The 17,374-nt window shown below is 58.7% G+C and carries 18 protein-coding genes and 1 pseudogene; 14 read left to right on the top strand and 5 right to left on the bottom strand.

Annotated features, from left to right (window positions below):
* The first annotated feature begins 51 nt into the window (after positions 1 to 51).
* Entirely contained in the window at positions 52 to 1,053 is a 1,002-nt protein-coding gene (gene add, locus L2I46_RS02345) for an adenosine deaminase (protein ID WP_236947517.1), read from the top strand.
* A 34-nt stretch (positions 1,054 to 1,087) separates the two neighbouring features.
* Here add and L2I46_RS02340 read toward each other — a convergent pair whose 3' ends face one another.
* A complete protein-coding gene (locus L2I46_RS02340) occupies positions 1,088 to 2,128 on the bottom strand; it encodes an oxidoreductase (protein ID WP_236947516.1) in 1,041 nt (346 codons plus the stop codon).
* A gap of 190 nt (positions 2,129 to 2,318) precedes the next feature.
* On the opposite strand from L2I46_RS02340, the gene blr reads away from it, so the two are divergent.
* From blr to gstA, 13 genes and pseudogenes are all read left to right on the top strand, one after another.
* Entirely contained in the window at positions 2,319 to 2,456 is a 138-nt protein-coding gene (blr, locus tag L2I46_RS02335; RefSeq protein WP_012541534.1) for a division septum protein Blr, read from the top strand.
* Between the two features lie 115 nt (positions 2,457 to 2,571).
* Positions 2,572 to 3,942 (top strand): annotated as a pseudogene (locus L2I46_RS02330) (GH1 family beta-glucosidase).
* A 215-nt stretch (positions 3,943 to 4,157) separates the two neighbouring features.
* Complete coding sequence (gene ydgT, locus L2I46_RS02325) at positions 4,158 to 4,373, top strand: transcription modulator YdgT (protein ID WP_004202843.1); 216 nt, start codon at positions 4,158 to 4,160, stop codon at positions 4,371 to 4,373.
* Between the two features lie 75 nt (positions 4,374 to 4,448).
* Positions 4,449 to 4,889, top strand: a complete 441-nt coding sequence (locus tag L2I46_RS02320; RefSeq protein ID WP_023289920.1) for a DUF2569 domain-containing protein — start codon at positions 4,449 to 4,451, stop codon at positions 4,887 to 4,889.
* 78 nt (positions 4,890 to 4,967) lie between these two features.
* Positions 4,968 to 5,549, top strand: coding sequence for an electron transport complex subunit RsxA (gene rsxA, locus L2I46_RS02315; protein ID WP_002907658.1), 582 nt, complete (start codon positions 4,968 to 4,970; stop codon positions 5,547 to 5,549).
* Complete coding sequence (gene rsxB, locus L2I46_RS02310; RefSeq protein ID WP_004202846.1) at positions 5,549 to 6,127, top strand: electron transport complex subunit RsxB; 579 nt, start codon at positions 5,549 to 5,551, stop codon at positions 6,125 to 6,127. The genes rsxA and rsxB overlap by 1 nt, the downstream gene beginning before the upstream one ends.
* Complete coding sequence (gene rsxC / locus L2I46_RS02305) at positions 6,120 to 8,483, top strand: electron transport complex subunit RsxC (RefSeq protein ID WP_236947515.1); 2,364 nt, start codon at positions 6,120 to 6,122, stop codon at positions 8,481 to 8,483. The genes rsxB and rsxC overlap by 8 nt, the downstream gene beginning before the upstream one ends.
* A complete protein-coding gene (gene rsxD, locus L2I46_RS02300; RefSeq protein ID WP_194859593.1) occupies positions 8,484 to 9,536 on the top strand; it encodes an electron transport complex subunit RsxD in 1,053 nt (350 codons plus the stop codon). It begins immediately after the preceding gene.
* Positions 9,537 to 9,546: 10 nt separating this feature from the next.
* Entirely contained in the window at positions 9,547 to 10,167 is a 621-nt protein-coding gene (gene rsxG / locus L2I46_RS02295) for an electron transport complex subunit RsxG (RefSeq protein ID WP_032453110.1), read from the top strand.
* Between the two features lie 2 nt (positions 10,168 to 10,169).
* Positions 10,170 to 10,868, top strand: a complete 699-nt coding sequence (locus tag L2I46_RS02290; protein WP_032453111.1) for an electron transport complex subunit E — start codon at positions 10,170 to 10,172, stop codon at positions 10,866 to 10,868.
* A 1-nt stretch (position 10,869) separates the two neighbouring features.
* Positions 10,870 to 11,505, top strand: a complete 636-nt coding sequence (gene nth / locus L2I46_RS02285; protein WP_023289926.1) for an endonuclease III — start codon at positions 10,870 to 10,872, stop codon at positions 11,503 to 11,505.
* 602 nt (positions 11,506 to 12,107) lie between these two features.
* Positions 12,108 to 13,613, top strand: coding sequence for a dipeptide/tripeptide permease DtpA (dtpA, locus tag L2I46_RS02280; RefSeq protein WP_023289927.1), 1,506 nt, complete (start codon positions 12,108 to 12,110; stop codon positions 13,611 to 13,613).
* A gap of 110 nt (positions 13,614 to 13,723) precedes the next feature.
* Positions 13,724 to 14,329, top strand: coding sequence for a glutathione transferase GstA (gstA, locus tag L2I46_RS02275; protein ID WP_004202856.1), 606 nt, complete (start codon positions 13,724 to 13,726; stop codon positions 14,327 to 14,329).
* A gap of 42 nt (positions 14,330 to 14,371) precedes the next feature.
* On the opposite strand, the gene pdxY is transcribed toward gstA, so the two are convergent.
* The 4 genes from pdxY to pdxH all read right to left on the bottom strand — a co-directional run bounded on the left by pdxY (position 14,372) and on the right by pdxH (position 17,349).
* Positions 14,372 to 15,232: a pyridoxal kinase PdxY gene (gene pdxY / locus L2I46_RS02270; RefSeq protein WP_101861675.1), complete on the bottom strand. Its 861-nt coding sequence runs from the start codon at positions 15,230 to 15,232 to the stop codon at positions 14,372 to 14,374.
* A gap of 61 nt (positions 15,233 to 15,293) precedes the next feature.
* Positions 15,294 to 16,568: a tyrosine--tRNA ligase gene (tyrS, locus tag L2I46_RS02265; RefSeq protein WP_004175868.1), complete on the bottom strand. Its 1,275-nt coding sequence runs from the start codon at positions 16,566 to 16,568 to the stop codon at positions 15,294 to 15,296.
* Complete coding sequence (locus tag L2I46_RS02260; protein WP_017901085.1) at positions 16,555 to 16,692, bottom strand: hypothetical protein; 138 nt, start codon at positions 16,690 to 16,692, stop codon at positions 16,555 to 16,557. The genes tyrS and L2I46_RS02260 overlap by 14 nt, the downstream gene beginning before the upstream one ends.
* Complete coding sequence (pdxH, locus tag L2I46_RS02255) at positions 16,693 to 17,349, bottom strand: pyridoxamine 5'-phosphate oxidase (RefSeq protein WP_032428866.1); 657 nt, start codon at positions 17,347 to 17,349, stop codon at positions 16,693 to 16,695.
* Positions 17,350 to 17,374 lie beyond the last annotated feature (25 nt).

Raw genomic sequence — 17,374 nt, 5'->3', positions numbered from 1 at the left:
AGGTATCTGTTGTATAATGACGTGCACTTTAACTAAAAAAAGAGTGCGACCATGATTGATTCCTCATTGCCATTAACCGACATTCACCGCCACCTTGACGGTAACATCCGGGCCCAAACCATCCTCGATCTTGGCCGCGAGTTTAACATCACCCTTCCCGCTACCACCCTTGACACGCTGCGTCCCCACGTCCAGGTCACCAGCCTGGAGCCCGATCTGGTCAGTTTTCTCGCCAAGCTCGACTGGGGGGTGAAAGTCCTGGCCTCGCTGGAAGCCTGCCGTCGCGTGGCGTATGAGAACGTCGAAGACGCGGCGCGCAATGGCCTGCACTACGTGGAGCTGCGCTTCTCCCCCCGCTATATGGCGATGACCCACCAGCTGCCGGTCGACGGCGTGGTAGAGGCAGTGATCGCCGGGGTACGTGAGGGGTGCCGCGATTTCCAGGTCGATGCCCGCCTGATCGGCATTTTGAGCCGCACCTTTGGCGAAGCGGCCTGTCAGGAAGAGCTGGCGGCCCTGCTCGCCCACCGCGATGGCATCACCGCCCTCGACCTCGCTGGCGATGAGCTGGGATTCCCGGGGGCGCTGTTCCTCAGTCATTTTAACCAGGCCCGCGATGCCGGGTGGCATATCACCGTCCACGCTGGCGAAGCGGCCGGCCCGGAAAGTATCTGGCAGGCCATCCGTGAACTGGGCGCCGAGCGCATCGGCCATGGGGTAAAAGCGGTACAGGATCCCGCCCTGATGGACTATCTGGCCGAGCACCGCATCGGGATTGAATCCTGCCTCACCTCGAACGTGCAAACCAGCACCGTGCCCTCTCTGGCCCAGCATCCGCTGAAGCAGTTCCTTGAGCACGGCGTGCTGGCGAGCCTCAACACTGACGATCCGGCGGTCCAGGGGGTCGACATTATCCACGAATACACCGTGGCGGCACCGGCGGCGGGCCTGAGCCGGGAGCAGATCCGCCAGGCACAGATCAACGGTTTGACTCAGGCGTTTCTCATCGAACAGGAAAAAGCCGCGCTCATTCAGCGGGTGGCCAAAGGCTGATTACCGGCCCGGCAGCCGCGCTGCCGGGCTTTTTTCACACCAGGCTGAGCGTGGCGCGGTGCCGGGCCGACTCGATACCGAGCTCAATCAGGGTCATGATCTGAATCGCCTCGCTGGCCGGGACCGGGTTTTCTCCCACCCCGTTGAGCGCATCGCGGATAGCGGCATAGTAAACGGGATAATTGCCCGGCAGCGTCAGCCACGTCTCCTCGCTGCGTTCGTCGCCTTCGGCGCGAGTGAGGGTACCGTCACGCATATCATACCCCCAGTCCTCCTGCGGCAAACGTTCGCCATTTTTCAACCGCTCCTCCTGCGGGTCGAGACCGTACTTGATATAGCTGGCCCGCGAGCCGTGGACGATAAAGCGCGCGCTCTCCGCGGCGGCGAGCAATGTGCCGTGCAGCACCACCCGCCGCTGGGGATAGGCCAGCACCGCGTGAAAATAGTCAGTGGATTGCGCGCCGGGCCGAAGCTGAGCGAGATCGACCGTGATGCTCACCGGCAGACCAAACAGCGCCACCGCCTGGTCGAGCAGATGCGGTCCAAGATCATACCAAATTCCGCTCCCGGGGCCCGCCTGCTCCCGCCAGCGCTGGCGCACCTGCGGCCGGAAACGGTCGAAATGTGATTCGAAGTAACCCACCTCTCCCAGCTGGCCTTCGTTGATCAACGTTCTGACCGTTAAAAAATCACTGTCCCAACGCCGGTTGTGAAATACCGACAGCACCCGACCACAGTGCTTCGCCAGGCTCTCCAGCTCGCGAGCCTGTGACAGTGTCACGGTAAAGGGTTTATCCACCACCACGTGCTTCCCGGCCTCCAGCGCCGCTTTCGCCAGTGGGAAGTGCGTGTCGTTCGGCGTGGCGATGACCACCAGATCGATCTCCGGGTCGTTCAGCAATTCACTCGCCGCACTGACCACCTTCACGCCAGGCCAGTCGGCATGAACTTTGGCCGCGTCGCTGCTGGAGACCATCGTCAGCGCCAGGCCCGACGTGCCGCTGATTAACGGCGCATGAAACGTTTTGCTGGCATAGCCATAGCCCACCAGCCCCACCCGGATCGCATCACTCATGTTACCGCCTCGCTTATTCAGCTGATGTCAATATCTGGTTAATGAGAATATTCTTACAAAACGCGACTCAAACTTATCATTTTTCCACTTACGGTTTTACCGCATGCGTGCAAAATCAGACAGATACCCCTTGTGATCTGCTGACCATGGAGTAACATTTCCCACTGTGTTCAAAGGATATTGAAGTGTTATGACGACTGTTTTTACCCGTATTGTAGAACTTATTGGCTGGATTGTTTTTGGGATTTCCGCACTGCTTTTGGTTATCGCGCACCATATTGATAATTACCAGTCGCCACCGCCAGCGGATGTGGTGCAGACAAAGTAGCGCCGCCGTAAAACAGTGACCTGCTTCGCAACTGTGCAACCGGTTTCAGAAACCGGTTGCACAGCTCTCCTTGCTTTGATTACACTCCCTCTATCATCAGACTGGGAGCTTTTTCATGGCCGCTTTTCCGCAACATTTTTTATGGGGTGCCGCTACCGCAGCGTATCAGGTCGAAGGTGGGCACGACGCTGACGGTAAAGGACCGTCAATCTGGGATATTTACTCTCACCTGCCGGGAACCACCTTTGAAGGGACCACCGGCGATATCGCCGTCGATCACTATCACCGTTTTCGCGAAGACGTGGCGTTGATGGCCGAGATGGGTCTGAAGAGCTATCGCTTTTCCATCTCCTGGCCCCGCCTGCTGCCCTCCGGGCGCGGCGAGGTTAATGAAGCAGGCGTGCAGTTTTATAGCGATCTGATCGATGAACTGCTGGCGCATAATATTGAGCCAATGATCACCCTCTATCACTGGGACCTGCCGCAGGCCCTGCAGGATGAGGGCGGCTGGGAAGCACGCAGCACCGCCGAGGCCTTCGCCGAGTACGCCCGCCTGTGCTACGCGCGCTTTGGTTCGCGGGTGAAGCTGTGGGCAACCTTTAACGAGACCATTGTCTTCATCGGCCACGGCTACATTAACGGCCTGCATCCCCCGGCCGTTCGCGATCCGGCGCGCGCCATCCAGGCCTGTCATCACGTGTTTATCGCCCATGCGCTGGCGGTGAAGGCTTTTCGCGAGATGGCCGTGGCGGGCGAGATTGGTTTCGTCAATGTGCTGCAGCCGCATACCCCACTCACCGACAGCGAGGCAGACCGGTAGGCTACCGACCTGGCTGACGCCATCCATACCCACTGGCTGTACGATCCGGTGCTAAAAGGCGCCTATCCTGCTGCCCTGCTGGCGCAGACTCAAGCGCTGTGGGGCGTACCGCGCTTTGCTCCAGGGGACGACGCGCTGCTGCGAGACAACCGCTGTGACTTTATCGGTCTGAATTACTATCGTCGGGAAACGGTATCCGCCCAGCCGCCCGAAATCCCCACCGGCGGCGAGCCTGGCGTGGAGGGGTTATTCTATTTCGTGCGTAATCCGCAAAGCACCTATACCGAATGGGGCTGGGAGATCTGGCCGCAGGGGCTGACCGACGGCATTATGATGATCAAGGCGCGCTATGGCGATATCCCGATCTATATCACCGAGAATGGCCTTGGGGCGAAAGACCCGATTATTGCCGGTGAGGTGGTCGACGATCCGCGAATCGACTATCTGAGCAGCCATATTGGCGCCCTGGAAAAGGCGCTGGCGCAGGGAGCGGACGTCCGCGGCTATTATCCCTGGTCGTTTATCGATTTGCTGAGCTGGCTCAACGGTTATCAAAAGCAATATGGCTTTGTCTATGTGGACCACCAGCAAAATCTGGCACGCAAACGAAAGAAGAGTTTTTATTGGTACAAATCTGTTATTGCCAGCCGCGGCGAACAGCGTTAATCTTCTCCTGCGGGCGCCATTCGGCGCCCGGTCTGATTTAGAATATTCTTAAACATCTCCCTGCTCTTCAAGGCTGGCTTTGCTCCTTGTCATGGGTTTATATAACCTGAATCATGCCACGCGGCCCCGGCAGAAGGCGCCGTTGGTTGAGAGTAGGTTTAGTGAATGCTGATAATATTCAACGTAATTATTCCGATTATAAAATGGATACGAAAATGACCGTTCTGGACTATTTATTAAAATTCCGCAAAATCAGTTCGCTGGAAAGTCTTGAAAAACTATTTGATCACCTTAACTACTCCCTGACTGACACCGAAGAGATCGTTAATATGTATCGCGCCGCCGACCATCGCCGGGCAGAGCTGGTTTCCGGTGGTAAATTGTTCGATGTGGGCCAGGTGCCTAAATCCGTTTGGCGATTCGTGCAGTAAGACTGTCATCCTTCACGCCAGTTGCTTATACTTCCCGGCCTGCTTTTATATACTGGCGTTGAATAGGGGAGAAACATGACGTCTCAATCTGCGGAGCGCATCGGCGGCTGGCTGTTGGCACCGCTGGCCTGGTTGCTGTTGGCGCTGTTGAGCGCCTCATTATCGCTGCTATTTTTTGCCAATGCCCTCATGTCGCCGCAGACCTGGGCCCTGCTGCGCGCCATGAGCACCGGACACATGGCGCTGTGGGTCGCCTCGCTGCTGTTTGCCATCGCCATGTGGTTTTATACGCTCTGGCTGACCATCGCCTTTTTCAAGCGGCGCTCGCTGGTGCCGAAACACTATATTATCTGGCTGCTCATTACGCTGTTGCTGGCGATAAAGGCGTTTGCCTTCTCCCCCGTTTCGGATGCCCTTGCTCTGCGTCAGCTACTGTTTCCGCTGCTGGCCGCCGCGCTGCTGGCGCCCTATTTTCGCCGTTCACAGCGGGTCAAACGGACCTTTGTTAATCCGTAAAAACCCCACACTTAACCTGTTGTCGCCGGTATCGTTTTATTCGATAATAAGCGGCTTTTTTTCGTTTCAGGTCGCATGATGGCTGATTATTTACTGCTCTTTATCGGTACTGTCCTTGTCAATAACTTCGTTTTAGTGAAGTTCCTTGGCCTGTGCCCGTTTATGGGTGTTTCCAAAAAGCTGGAAACCGCAATGGGAATGGGGCTCGCGACCACCTTCGTGATGACCCTGGCCTCTATTTGCGCCTGGCTGATTGATACCTGGATCCTTATCCCGCTAAATCTGGTTTATTTACGTACCCTGGCCTTTATTCTGGTTATCGCCGTGGTGGTTCAGTTCACTGAGATGGTGGTGCGTAAAACCAGCCCGGCGCTTTATCGCCTGCTGGGGATCTTTTTGCCACTGATCACCACCAACTGCGCGGTGCTTGGGGTGGCGCTGCTGAACATCAATCTGGGCCACAATTTCCTGCAGTCGGCGCTGTACGGTTTTGCCGCCGCCGTCGGCTTCTCGCTGGTGATGGTGCTGTTCGCGGCGATCCGCGAGCGTCTGGTGGTGGCCGATGTCCCCGCGCCGTTCCGCGGTAATGCCATCGCGCTGATTACCGCCGGTTTAATGTCTCTGGCCTTTATGGGCTTTAGTGGTTTGGTGAAGTTGTAATGAGCGCAGTCTGGATAGCCGTGATCGCCATCAGCCTGTTAGGGCTGATTTTCGGCTTAATACTGGGGTACGCGTCGCGCCGTTTCGCGGTGCAGGACGACCCGGTGGTGGAAAAAATTGATGAACTGTTGCCGCAGAGCCAGTGTGGGCAGTGCGGCTACCCTGGCTGCCGCCCCTATGCGGAAGCGGTGGGCGTGCAGGGTGAGAAAATTAACCGCTGCGCGCCGGGTGGCGAAGCGGTGATGTTAAAAATCGCCGCCCTGCTCAACGTCGACCCGCAGCCCGTCGACGGCGACGAGCAGGCAGCCGAGCCGGCCCGCATGCTCGCCGTGATTGACGAGCCGAACTGCATCGGCTGCACCAAATGTATTCAGGCGTGTCCGGTGGATGCCATTGTCGGGGCGACCCGCGCCATGCATACCGTGATGAGCGACCTGTGCACCGGCTGCAACCTGTGTGTTGCCCCCTGCCCGACCCAGTGCATTTCTCTCGTTCCGGTGGCGACGACCCCGGAGACCTGGAAATGGGATCTGCATACGATCCCGGTGCGAAATATTCCTGTGGAACAACATGTTTAAGCTATTTTCCGCTTTCCGAAAAGATAAAGTCTGGGATTTTAACGGCGGTATTCACCCGCCGGAGATGAAAACCCAGTCTAACGGCACCCCGCTGCGCCAGGTTTCCCTGCCGCAGCGCTTTGTGATCCCGCTGAAGCAGCACATCGGCGCCGAAGGCGAACTGTGCGTCAAGGTCGGCGACCGGGTGCTGCGCGGCCAGCCGCTGACCCGCGGTTGGGGAAGAATGCTGCCGGTTCACGCTCCCACCTCCGGCACCGTGGCCGCTATCGCCCCGCACACCACTGCCCATCCGTCCGCGCTGGCGGAGATGAGCGTGATCATTGACGCCGACGGCGAAGACCGCTGGATCGAACGCGACGGCTGGAGCGACTATCAGACCCGCACCCGTGAAGCGCTGATTGAGCGCATCCACCAGTTTGGCGTTGCCGGCCTCGGCGGCGCGGGCTTCCCCACCGGCAGTAAACTGCGCGGCGGCGGCGATAAAATTAAAACGCTGATCATTAACGCCGCCGAGTGCGAACCCTATATCACGGCGGACGACCGTCTGATGCAGGACTGCGCGGCGCAGATTGTCGAAGGGATCCGCATCCTTGCCCATATTCTGCAGCCTGACGAGGTGCTGATCGGCATTGAAGACAATAAGCCGCAGGCCATCTCGATGCTGCGGGCGGTGCTTTGCGACGCCCATGGCATTTCGCTGCGCGTGATCCCCACCAAATACCCCTCAGGCGGCGCCAAGCAGCTCACCCAAATTCTCACCGGCAAACAGGTACCCCACGGTGGTCGTTCTTCGGATATTGGCGTGCTAATGCAGAACGTCGGTACAGCCTATGCGGTGAAACGCGCAGTGATTGACGGCGAGCCGTTAACCGAGCGCGTGGTCACCCTCACCGGCGAGGCGGTAACCCGGCCGGGCAACGTCTGGGCGCGCCTTGGCACGCCGGTGCGCCATCTGCTGAACGACGCCGGCTTCTGCGCCAGCGCCGAGCCGATGGTGATCATGGGCGGGCCGCTGATGGGCTTTACCCTGCCGGGGCTCGACGTCCCGGTGGTGAAGATCACCAACTGTCTGTTGGCGCCCTCCGCCAGCGAGATGGGCGAGCCGCAGGAAGAGAAAGGCTGCATTCGCTGCAGCGCCTGCGCCGACGCCTGCCCGGCCGATCTGCTGCCGCAGCAGCTTTACTGGTTCAGCAAAGGCCAGCAGCACGATAAAGCCACCGCCCACAATCTGGCGGACTGCATCGAATGCGGCGCGTGCGCGTGGGTATGCCCAAGCAATATTCCGCTGGTGCAGTACTTCCGTCAGGAGAAAGCCGAGATCGCGGCGATTCGTCAGGAAGAGCAGCGCGCTGCGGAAGCCAAAGCGCGATTCGAGGCCCGACAGGCGCGCCTGGAGCGTGAGAAAGCGGCCCGCGCCGAGCGGCATAAAAAAGCCGCCGTCCAGCCTGCCGCCAAAGATCAGGATGCGATTAACGCCGCCCTGGCCCGGGTACGTGATAAACAGCGCGACGCCGCGCAGCCTATCGTGATTCAGGCCGGCGCCAGACCGGACAACAGCGAGGCGATCGCCGCCCGCGAAGCGCGGAAGGCCGAAGCCCGGGCGCGTAAAGCGCAGCAGCAGGCCGCGCCGGCGGAAACTCCGTCGACCGACGCTGCCGATCCACGCAAAGCGGCCGTGGAAGCTGCTATCGCCCGCGCCAAAGCGCGCAAAGCCGAACAGCAGGCCGCGCCGGCGGAAGCCCCGGCGGCCGACGCTGCCGATCCACGCAAAGCGGCCGTGGAAGCCGCTATCGCCCGCGCCAAAGCGCGCAAAGCCGAACAGCAGGCCGCGCCGGCGGAAGCCCCGGCGGCCGAGCCGGCCGACCCGCGTAAAGCCGCGGTGGAAGCCGCTATCGCCCGCGCCAAAGCGCGCAAAGCCGAACAGCAGGCCGCGCCGGCGGAAGCCCCGGCGGCCAAGCCGGCCGACCCGCGTAAAGCCGCGGTGGAAGCCGCTATCGCCCGCGCCAAAGCGCGCAAAGCTGAACAGCAGGCCGCGGCGGCGGAAGCCCCGGCGGCCGAGCCGGCCGACCCGCGTAAAGCCGCGGTGGAAGCCGCTATCGCCCGCGCCAAAGCGCGCAAAGCCGAACAGCAGGCCGCGCCGGCGGAAGCCCCGGCGGCCGAGCCGGCCGACCCGCGTAAAGCCGCGGTGGAAGCCGCCATCGCCCGCGCCAAAGCGCGCAAAGCCGAACAGCAGGCCGCCCAGGCGGAAATCGCGTCAACCGCAGCCAATGACGACCCACGCAAAGCGGCCGTCGCCGCGGCGATCGCCCGCGTTCAGGCGCGTAAAGCAACACAGCAGGCAGTTAACGAGGAATAAATGGTTTTCAGAATCGCAAGCTCCCCCTATACCCATAACCAGCGGCAGACTTCGCGCATTATGCTGCTGGTGCTGCTCGCCGCCGTGCCTGGCATTGTGGTCCAGACATGGTTTTTCGGCTGGGGCACCGTCCTGCAGATTGTCCTCGCCGCTCTGACGGCCTGGGCAATGGAAGCCGCTATTCTCAAACTGCGCAAACAGCCTGTTGCGTCCACCCTGAGGGATAACTCCGCCCTGCTCACTGGCCTGCTGCTGGCGGTGAGTATTCCGCCGCTGGCCCCTTGGTGGATGGTGGTGCTCGGCACCGCCTTTGCCATAGTGATCGCCAAGCAGTTGTACGGTGGACTCGGCCATAACCCCTTCAACCCGGCGATGATCGGCTACGTCGTGCTGCTGATTTCGTTCCCGGTACAGATGACCTCCTGGCTGCCTTCATACGAGATTGCCGCCCATATCCCGGCGTTCAGCGATACGCTGCAGATGATCTTTACCGGTCATACCGCCGCCGGAGGCGACATGGCCAGCCTGCGGCTGGGTATCGACGGCATCAGCCAGGCAACCCCGCTGGATACCTTCAAAACCTCCCTGCATGCCGGACATAGCGTCCAGCAGGTACTGCAGTTGCCGGTTTACGGCGGCGTTCTGGCGGGCCTGGGCTGGCAGTGGGTGAATATCGCCTGGCTGGCGGGCGGACTGTTTCTGCTGTGGCAGAGAGCGATCCGCTGGCATATCCCGGTCAGCTTCCTCGTCAGCCTTGGCCTGTGCGCGACCCTTGGCTGGATCTTCTCGCCGCAGAGTCTGGCCTCGCCGCAGATGCATTTGCTCTCCGGAGCCACCATGCTTGGCACCTTCTTTATTCTGACCGACCCGGTGACGGCTTCGACAACCAACCGCGGCCGTCTGATCTTTGGCGCCCTCGCCGGCCTGTTGGTGTGGCTTATTCGTAGCTTCGGCGGTTACCCGGACGGCGTGGCGTTTGCCGTTCTGCTGGCGAATATTACCGTGCCGCTGATCGATTACTACACCCGTCCGCGCGCGTATGGCCACCGTTGAGAGAGCGAAGATGTTAAAAACCATGCGAAAACACGGCGTCACGCTGGCGCTGTTTGCCGCCGGCTCCACCGGGCTAACGGCGGCGATCAATGAGTTGACCAAAAGCACCATCGACCAGCAGGCGGCCCAGCAGCAGAAAGCGTTATTCGACCAGGTTTTACCTGCCGACCGCTATAATAACGATCTGCTCAAGAGCTGCTATCTGGTCAGCGCCCCGGCGCTGGGCAAAGGCCAGCATAAAGTGTGGATAGCCAAAAATAACGACCAGCCGATCGGCGCGGTCATGGAAGCCACCGCGCCGGATGGCTATTCCGGAGCGATCCAGCTGCTGGTGGCCGCCGATTTTAGCGGCACGGTCCTCGGCACCCGCGTGACCGAGCATCATGAAACCCCGGGTCTGGGGGATAAAATCGAGCTGCGCCTGTCGGACTGGATCACCCATTTTACCGGGAAAGTCATCCACGGCCAGGGCGACAGCCACTGGGCGGTCAAAAAAGACGGCGGCGATTTTGACCAGTTCACCGGCGCCACCATCACCCCCCGGGCGGTGGTCAATGCCGTTAAGCGCGCAGGCCTGTATGCACAAACGCTGCCTGCGCAACTTCCTGAATTCAGCGCCTGTGGAGAGTAACCATGAGCGAAGTTAAAGACGTCATCGTCCAGGGTCTGTGGAAAAACAACTCCGCTCTGGTTCAGCTGTTAGGGATGTGTCCCCTGCTGGCGGTAACCTCGACCGCCACCAACGCCCTTGGGCTGGGTCTGGCGACGACCCTGGTGTTGACCCTGACCAACCTGACCATCTCCAGCCTGCGCCGCTGGACCCCGGCGGAGATCCGGATCCCGATCTACGTGATGATTATCGCCTCGGTGGTGAGCGTGGTGCAGATGCTGATCAACGCCTATGCGTTCGGTCTGTATCAGTCGCTGGGGATTTTCATCCCGCTTATCGTCACCAACTGCATCGTGGTGGGCCGCGCCGAAGCCTTTGCCGCCAAAAAAGGACCGGCGCTGTCGGCGCTGGACGGCTTCTCTATCGGTATGGGGGCCACCTGCGCGATGTTCGTGCTGGGCTCCCTGCGCGAAATCCTCGGCAATGGCACGCTGTTTGACGGCGCCGACAGCCTGCTTGGCAGTTGGGCAAAGGTCCTGCGCATCGAGGTTTTCCATACAGACACTCCTTTCCTGCTGGCTATGCTGCCGCCAGGCGCCTTTATTGGCCTCGGCATGATGCTGGCGGTAAAATACCTTATCGATGAACGTAGCAAGCAGCGGAAGGCGCAGGCGGCCCAGGCCGACGCTGTCGCACCGTCTGACGCGACAGGGAAAGCGTAATATGAACAAAGCCAAACGCCTGGCGATCCTTACCAGGCTGCGGGACAACGATCCCCACCCCACCACCGAGCTGCACTTCAGCTCGCCGTTTGAGCTGCTGATTGCCGTCCTGCTCTCGGCGCAGGCGACCGACGTGAGCGTCAATAAAGCGACAGCCAAACTCTACCCGGTGGCCAATACGCCTGCGGCGATGCTGGCGCTGGGGGTGGAGGGCGTGAAATCCTATATCAAAACCATCGGCCTGTTTAACAGCAAAGCGGAAAACGTCATCAAAACCTGCCGGATCCTGCTGGAGCAGCACAACGGCGAGGTACCGGAGGACAGAGCGGCCCTGGAGGCGTTGCCCGGCGTGGGCCGCAAAACCGCCAACGTGGTGCTAAATACCGCCTTTGGCTGGCCGACGATCGCCGTAGACACCCATATCTTCCGCGTTTGCAACCGGACGCAATTCGCCCCAGGGAAAAACGTCGAACAGGTGGAAGAGAAGCTGCTGAAGGTGGTTCCCGCCGAGTTTAAGGTCGACTGCCATCACTGGCTTATTCTGCACGGCCGTTACACCTGTATCGCTCGCAAGCCGCGCTGTGGCTCCTGCCTGATTGAAGACCTTTGCGAATTCAAAGACAAAGTTTACGCCTGATCGTCTTACTCACGACCATAGCCTAACTTTAGGTTATGGTCCGCATTTAGCTATTTAACCCGCCGTTAACACCACATAAACCGCATTTTCATGGGCTAATATCCGGTTATAGAACAAACAACCAGCTCATTCATTTTTTAGCGGCGCAAAATTTCTATGTATTTGTGATCCAGATCATGCTCGCAACTCGATGTTGAAAGAATGTTATTAAAATGGAAATAAAAGTCAGGCAATACAACGGCTGATCAACGATCACCAGGATAATAAGCCATGAATTTTTAGGATAATGGACCATATCACTGCTTTATTGCGCAATCAGTAGAATATATCGCCTTTACGGGAAAAATGGGCGAATCAAAAAGATAAAAATAGCAGCGATAACGTAACGGTGAAATTTAACTCTGTATAACATTCATAAGTCCGGAGCATTATACCACTCTGATTATGTGTAACAGATTATTACAAAGGCCTTGCCTGATGCGCCAGGATAGTGAACATTACCTGCCGTTTTCCCTCCAAGAATAACTATAAAGGCGGCGGTCCAACGAGATTGCGCCCCGAACACCCCCCAGTAAATATGGGATGTAAAAAAAGAGGTATATGTGTCTACTGCAAACAATAAACCAGCAGAAAGCGTGAGTCTGAACGCTTTCAAACAACCACGCGCGTTCTATCTCATTTTCTCGATCGAGTTGTGGGAGCGTTTTGGTTACTACGGCCTGCAAGGGATCATGGCCGTTTACCTGGTAAAACAGCTGGGTATGTCGGAAGCGGATTCCATTACTCTGTTCTCCTCCTTTAGCGCGCTGGTTTATGGCCTGGTCGCCATTGGTGGCTGGCTGGGCGATAAAGTGCTGGGTACCAAACGCGTCATTATGCTGGGCGCTATCGTGCTGGCCATCGGCTATGCGCTGGTCGCCTGGTCCGGTCATGACGCCGCTATCGTCTATATGGGTATGGCGACTATCGCCGTCGGTAACGGCCTGTTTAAAGCCAACCCGTCTTCCCTGCTTTCTACCTGCTATGACAAAAACGATCCGCGTCTGGACGGTGCATTTACCATGTACTACATGTCCATCAACATCGGTTCGTTCTTCTCGATGCTGGCAACTCCGTGGCTGGCCGCGCGTTTCGGCTGGAGCGTCGCCTTCGCCCTGAGCGTGGTGGGGATGGTGATCACCATCATTAACTTCGCCTTCTGCCAGAAATGGGTGAAACAGTACGGTTCGAAACCGGACTTTGCCCCGGTGCATATGGGTAAACTGCTGGCGACCATCGCTGGCGTGGTGGTGCTGGTCGCTATCGCTACCTGGCTGCTGCACAACCAGGGTATCGCACGCATGGCGCTGGGCGTCATCGCGCTGGGTATCGTGGTGATTTTCGCCAAAGAGGCGATGGGCCTGAAAGGCGCCGCGCGTCGCAAAATGATCGTCGCCTTCCTGCTGATGGTAGAAGCGATCGTCTTCTTCGTACTGTACAGCCAGATGCCGACCTCTCTGAACTTCTTTGCTATCCGCAACGTGGAGCACTCGATCCTCGGCCTCGCCTTCGAGCCGGAACAGTATCAGGCGCTGAATCCGTTCTGGATCATGATTGGTAGCCCTATTCTGGCCGCCATCTATAACAAGATGGGCGACCGCCTGCCGATGCCGCACAAGTTCGCTATCGGTATGGTGCTGTGCTCCGGCGCATTCCTCGTCCTGCCTTTAGGGGCGAAGTTCGCCAGCGACGCCGGTATCGTCTCGGTTAACTGGCTGATTCTGAGCTACGCGCTGCAGTCTATCGGTGAGCTGATGATTTCCGGCCTCGGCCTGGCGATGGTCGCTCAGCTGGTTCCCCAGCGTCTGATGGGCTTCATTATGGGCAGCTGGTTCCTCACCACCGCCGGTGCGGCAATCATCGCCGGGAAAATCGCCAACCTGATGGCGGTACCGGAAAACGTCACCGATCCGCTGGTGTCGCTGGAAGTGTATGGCCACGTGTTCCTGCAGATCGGTATCGTCACCGCGGTCATCGCCGCCCTGATGCTGCTGACCGCGCCGAAGCTGAACCGAATGACTCAGGACGACAGCGCGGACGTAAAAGCACGCGAAACCGCGGCAGCCTGACGCCGCAGGGAAAACCAATTATTTTTAAGCCGCTAACGTTAGGTTAGCGGCTTTTTTTTTACCCCTGGCGGGACTAACATACAGAAAACTGCAGCCACGAGGAGTAACGCATGAAACTGTTCTACAAACCCGGCGCCTGTTCCCTCGCCTCACACATCGCCCTGCGCGAAAGCGGCCTGGATTTCACTTTGCAGAGCGTGGATCTGGCAAGGAAACAGCTGGAAAACGGGGAAGATTATCTGCTGATCAACCCGAAAGGTCAGGTGCCGGCGCTGCTGCTGGATGATGACATCCTGCTTACTGAGGGCGTGGCTATTATGCAGTACATCGCCGATCAGGTGCCGGACCGCCATCTTCTGGCACCCGTGGGCTCCGTTGCCCGTTACCAGACCCTGGAATGGCTGAACTACGTCGCTACCGAACTGCATAAAGGCTTTACGCCACTGTTCCGCCCGGACACCCCGGAGGACTATAAGCCCGTTGCACGCGCGTTGCTCGAGAAGAAACTGCAGTACGTGGATGCCTCGCTGGCGGATAAACAGTGGCTCACCGGCCATCGCTTCACTATCGCCGATGGTTATCTGTTCACGGTGCTGCGCTGGGGCTATGCGATTAAACTGGATATGGCCGCCTGTGGTCATATCGGCAGCTGGATGGCGCAGGTGGCGGCGCGTCCGGCAGTGGCTGACGCACTGGCAGCGGAAGGCTTAAAGTAAGACCAGAGACTGCCCGGCGCTCTGCCGGGCAGAGTCGGAAAGTTACAGTCGGGTGGCGCTGAAGCAGTGCTCCGGCACAGCAATACGATCCTGCGCCGCCACCACCTGCAGTTCATACTCCTGCATGTTTTTGGTGGTCAACATGATCTCGTACACTGCGGCGGTGACGTGCTCTAGCGCGTCGCGCAGGCTGGCGCCCTGCAGCAGTTTCACCAGCAGCAGACCGCTGGTCACATCGCCAACGCCCACCGGCTGACGCAGGCCAAAATCCACCAGCGGCCGGCTGATATGCCAGGCTTCATCTGCGGTCACCAGCAGCTTCTCAAAACGGTCCATGCTCATGCCGGCGCGGGAAAGATGCTTAACCAGCACCACCTCCGGCCCCTGGGCAATCAGCTCCCGCGCGGCGGCCACCGCCTCGCTCACGCTGGCGACCGGATGACCGCAGAGGATCTCCAGCTCCACCAGATTAGGCGCAATGATATCGCTGGCCGGCAGCGCATAGCGCACGTGGAACTCCGCCACGCCCGGGGCGACGATGCAGCCCTTCTCCGGATGGCCCATCACCGGGTCACAAAAATACTTCGCCGCCGGATTGGCCGCTTTTACCTGACGCACGATGCCCAGGATATGCTCGCCCTGTTCAGCAGAGCCGAGATAGCCGCTCAGTACCGCATCACAGGTCTGCAGCTTATCGATAGCGGCGATGCCCTGGACGATCTCCGTCAGGTGCGAAGGCGGCATCACACAGCCGGTCCATTTGCCGTACTGCGTGTGGTTAGAGAACTGTACGGTATTGAGGGGCCAGACATTGGCGCCCAGGCGGCGCATCGGGAACTCGGCGGCACTGTTGCCGGCGTGGCCAAACACAACGTGAGACTGAATGGCGAGGATGTTCTTCATTTTCTTACCACAACCCTAAAAAGAAAAAGGGCGTGGTTTCCCACGCCCTGGTAGTATTTTTTTATTTCCAGCAGACCAGGCAGTAATTCTTCTTACCGCGGCGCAGCAAGGTGTAGCGGCCGAACAGGCGATCGCTGTCGGCAAAAACATATTCCGGATCGGCCTGTTTTTCACCGTTGATGGTCACTGCGTTAGAGGCGACGGTTTTACGCGCCTGGCCGCGGGACGGCTGCAGCTCGGAATCCACCAGCGCCTGCAGCAGATCGGCGCCCTTTTCCATCTCAATCATCGGCACGCCGTCCTGAGCCAGCTGTTCGAAGTCAGCTTCGCTCAGGTCGCTCAGGTTGCCATTGAACAGGCTCTCGGTAATGCGTTTCGCCGCTTCCAGGCCCTCTTCGCCGTGCACCAGACGCGTCACCTGCTCTGCCAGCACGTACTGGGCGCGCGGCGCTTTACCGCTGTTTTTATCTTCTTCTTCCAGGGCATTGATCTCTGCGATGTCCATAAAGGTGAAGAACTTGAGGAAGCGATAGACGTCAGCATCCGCAGTGTTGATCCAGAACTGGTAGAATTTATACGGACTGGTCTTTTTCGGATCCAGCCACACGGCGCCGCCCTCGGTTTTGCCGAACTTGGTGCCGTCCGCTTTGGTAATCAGCGGCACGGTGAGGCCAAACACCTGGTTCTGGTGCAAACGACGCGTCAGATCGATACCGGAGGTAATGTTGCCCCACTGGTCGGAGCCGCCAATCTGCAGCGCCACGCCGTGCAGCTTGTTCAGGCAGGCGAAGTCGTAACCCTGCAGCAGATTGTAAGAAAACTCAGTAAAGGAGATGCCCTGATCGTCACGATTCAGGCGCTGCTTCACCGCTTCTTTGTTGATCATCTGGTTAACAGAGAAGTGTTTACCAATATCGCGCAGGAAGGTCAGCACGTTCATGCTGCCAAACCAGTCATAGTTGTTCGCCGCGATCGCCGAGTTGTCGCCGCAGTCAAAATCAAGGAACGGGGCTACCTGTTTGCGGATTTTATCCACCCACTCCTGCACGGTATCCTCGGTATTAAGCTTACGCTCAGCGGCTTTAAAGCTTGGGTCGCCAATCAGACCGGTAGCGCCGCCCACCAGCGCCACAGGTTTATGACCTGCCTGCTGGAAGCGTTTCAGGCATAACAATGGAACAAGATGCCCCAAATGCAAGCTGTCAGCGGTAGGATCGAAGCCGCAATAGAGCGCGATCGGGCCTTGCGCCAGTCGCTCTGCTAACGCTTCCTCGTCCGTCACCTGGGCTACCAGCCCCCGCTCTTGCAATTGTTTAATCAAGTTACTGCTTGCCATCAAATTCTCCATGTATAAACGACTGCACCTCTGCCGGTACACGACTTTTCGCCAGATGCGAAAAGTACATAGAATAAAGCGCCGGCCCTTTCAGCGCCAGCGCTTCGATAACTAATTTCGGCAATTACGGTGCCAGGCGGTCGATTTTCCAGGCGCCGTTATCGCGCTGGTATAAAAAGCGATCGTGCAGGCGATGTTCACCCCCCTGCCAGAACTCCATCTGCTCGATGCTGACGCGGAATCCGCCCCAGAAACTCGGCAGCGGCACTTCACCCTGCTGGAATTTCTGCTTCAGCTCGAGGAATTTGCTCTCCAGGATACCGCGGGCAGAGATCCGGCTCGACTGTTGCGAGACCCAGGCGCCGATCTGGCTGTCACGCGGGCGGCTGTGGAAATATTTGACCACCTCCAGCGTCGACAGGCGTTCCGCTTTGCCGATCACCATCACCTGGCGCTCCAGCATATGCCACGGAAACAGCAGGCTGACCTGCGGGTTATTTTCAATCTGATGGGCTTTGCGGCTGCCGAGGTTGGTATAAAACACCAGCCCTTTTTCGTCGTAATGCTTAAGCAGCACAATGCGCTGATAGGGTTGGCCGCGCTCATCGACGGTGGCAACCACCATGGCCGTTGGGTCGGCGAGTTTCGCGTCGCAGGCCTGACGCAGCCAGCGCTCAAACAGCGGCAGAGGTTCAGCAGGAAGATCGTGGCGACGCAAACCGCCACGGGTGTATTCACGGCGCAAGTGCGCGATTTGCTGGAGTTCGTCGTTATCAGACATGGCCATTGAGGATATAGTCAAAAGG

The sequence above is a fragment of the Klebsiella sp. 2019SCSN059 genome, from assembly GCF_021739525.1.
GTDB lineage: Bacteria > Pseudomonadota > Gammaproteobacteria > Enterobacterales > Enterobacteriaceae > Klebsiella > Klebsiella quasipneumoniae.
Note: the sequence above shows the minus strand (reverse complement) of the source record. Positions and strands in the feature narration are given on the sequence as shown.

Coding starts and splice junctions, on each gene's coding strand:
- add (WP_236947517.1), top strand. CDS start 52: ATGATTGATTCCTCATTGCCATTAACCGACATTCACCGCCACCTTGAC.
- L2I46_RS02340 (WP_236947516.1), bottom strand. CDS start 2,128: ATGAGTGATGCGATCCGGGTGGGGCTGGTGGGCTATGGCTATGCCAGC.
- blr (WP_012541534.1), top strand. CDS start 2,319: ATGACGACTGTTTTTACCCGTATTGTAGAACTTATTGGCTGGATTGTT.
- ydgT (WP_004202843.1), top strand. CDS start 4,158: ATGACCGTTCTGGACTATTTATTAAAATTCCGCAAAATCAGTTCGCTG.
- L2I46_RS02320 (WP_023289920.1), top strand. CDS start 4,449: ATGACGTCTCAATCTGCGGAGCGCATCGGCGGCTGGCTGTTGGCACCG.
- rsxA (WP_002907658.1), top strand. CDS start 4,968: ATGGCTGATTATTTACTGCTCTTTATCGGTACTGTCCTTGTCAATAAC.
- rsxB (WP_004202846.1), top strand. CDS start 5,549: ATGAGCGCAGTCTGGATAGCCGTGATCGCCATCAGCCTGTTAGGGCTG.
- rsxC (WP_236947515.1), top strand. CDS start 6,120: ATGTTTAAGCTATTTTCCGCTTTCCGAAAAGATAAAGTCTGGGATTTT.
- rsxD (WP_194859593.1), top strand. CDS start 8,484: ATGGTTTTCAGAATCGCAAGCTCCCCCTATACCCATAACCAGCGGCAG.
- rsxG (WP_032453110.1), top strand. CDS start 9,547: ATGTTAAAAACCATGCGAAAACACGGCGTCACGCTGGCGCTGTTTGCC.
- L2I46_RS02290 (WP_032453111.1), top strand. CDS start 10,170: ATGAGCGAAGTTAAAGACGTCATCGTCCAGGGTCTGTGGAAAAACAAC.
- nth (WP_023289926.1), top strand. CDS start 10,870: ATGAACAAAGCCAAACGCCTGGCGATCCTTACCAGGCTGCGGGACAAC.
- gstA (WP_004202856.1), top strand. CDS start 13,724: ATGAAACTGTTCTACAAACCCGGCGCCTGTTCCCTCGCCTCACACATC.
- pdxY (WP_101861675.1), bottom strand. CDS start 15,232: ATGAAGAACATCCTCGCCATTCAGTCTCACGTTGTGTTTGGCCACGCC.
- tyrS (WP_004175868.1), bottom strand. CDS start 16,568: ATGGCAAGCAGTAACTTGATTAAACAATTGCAAGAGCGGGGGCTGGTA.
- pdxH (WP_032428866.1), bottom strand. CDS start 17,349: ATGTCTGATAACGACGAACTCCAGCAAATCGCGCACTTGCGCCGTGAA.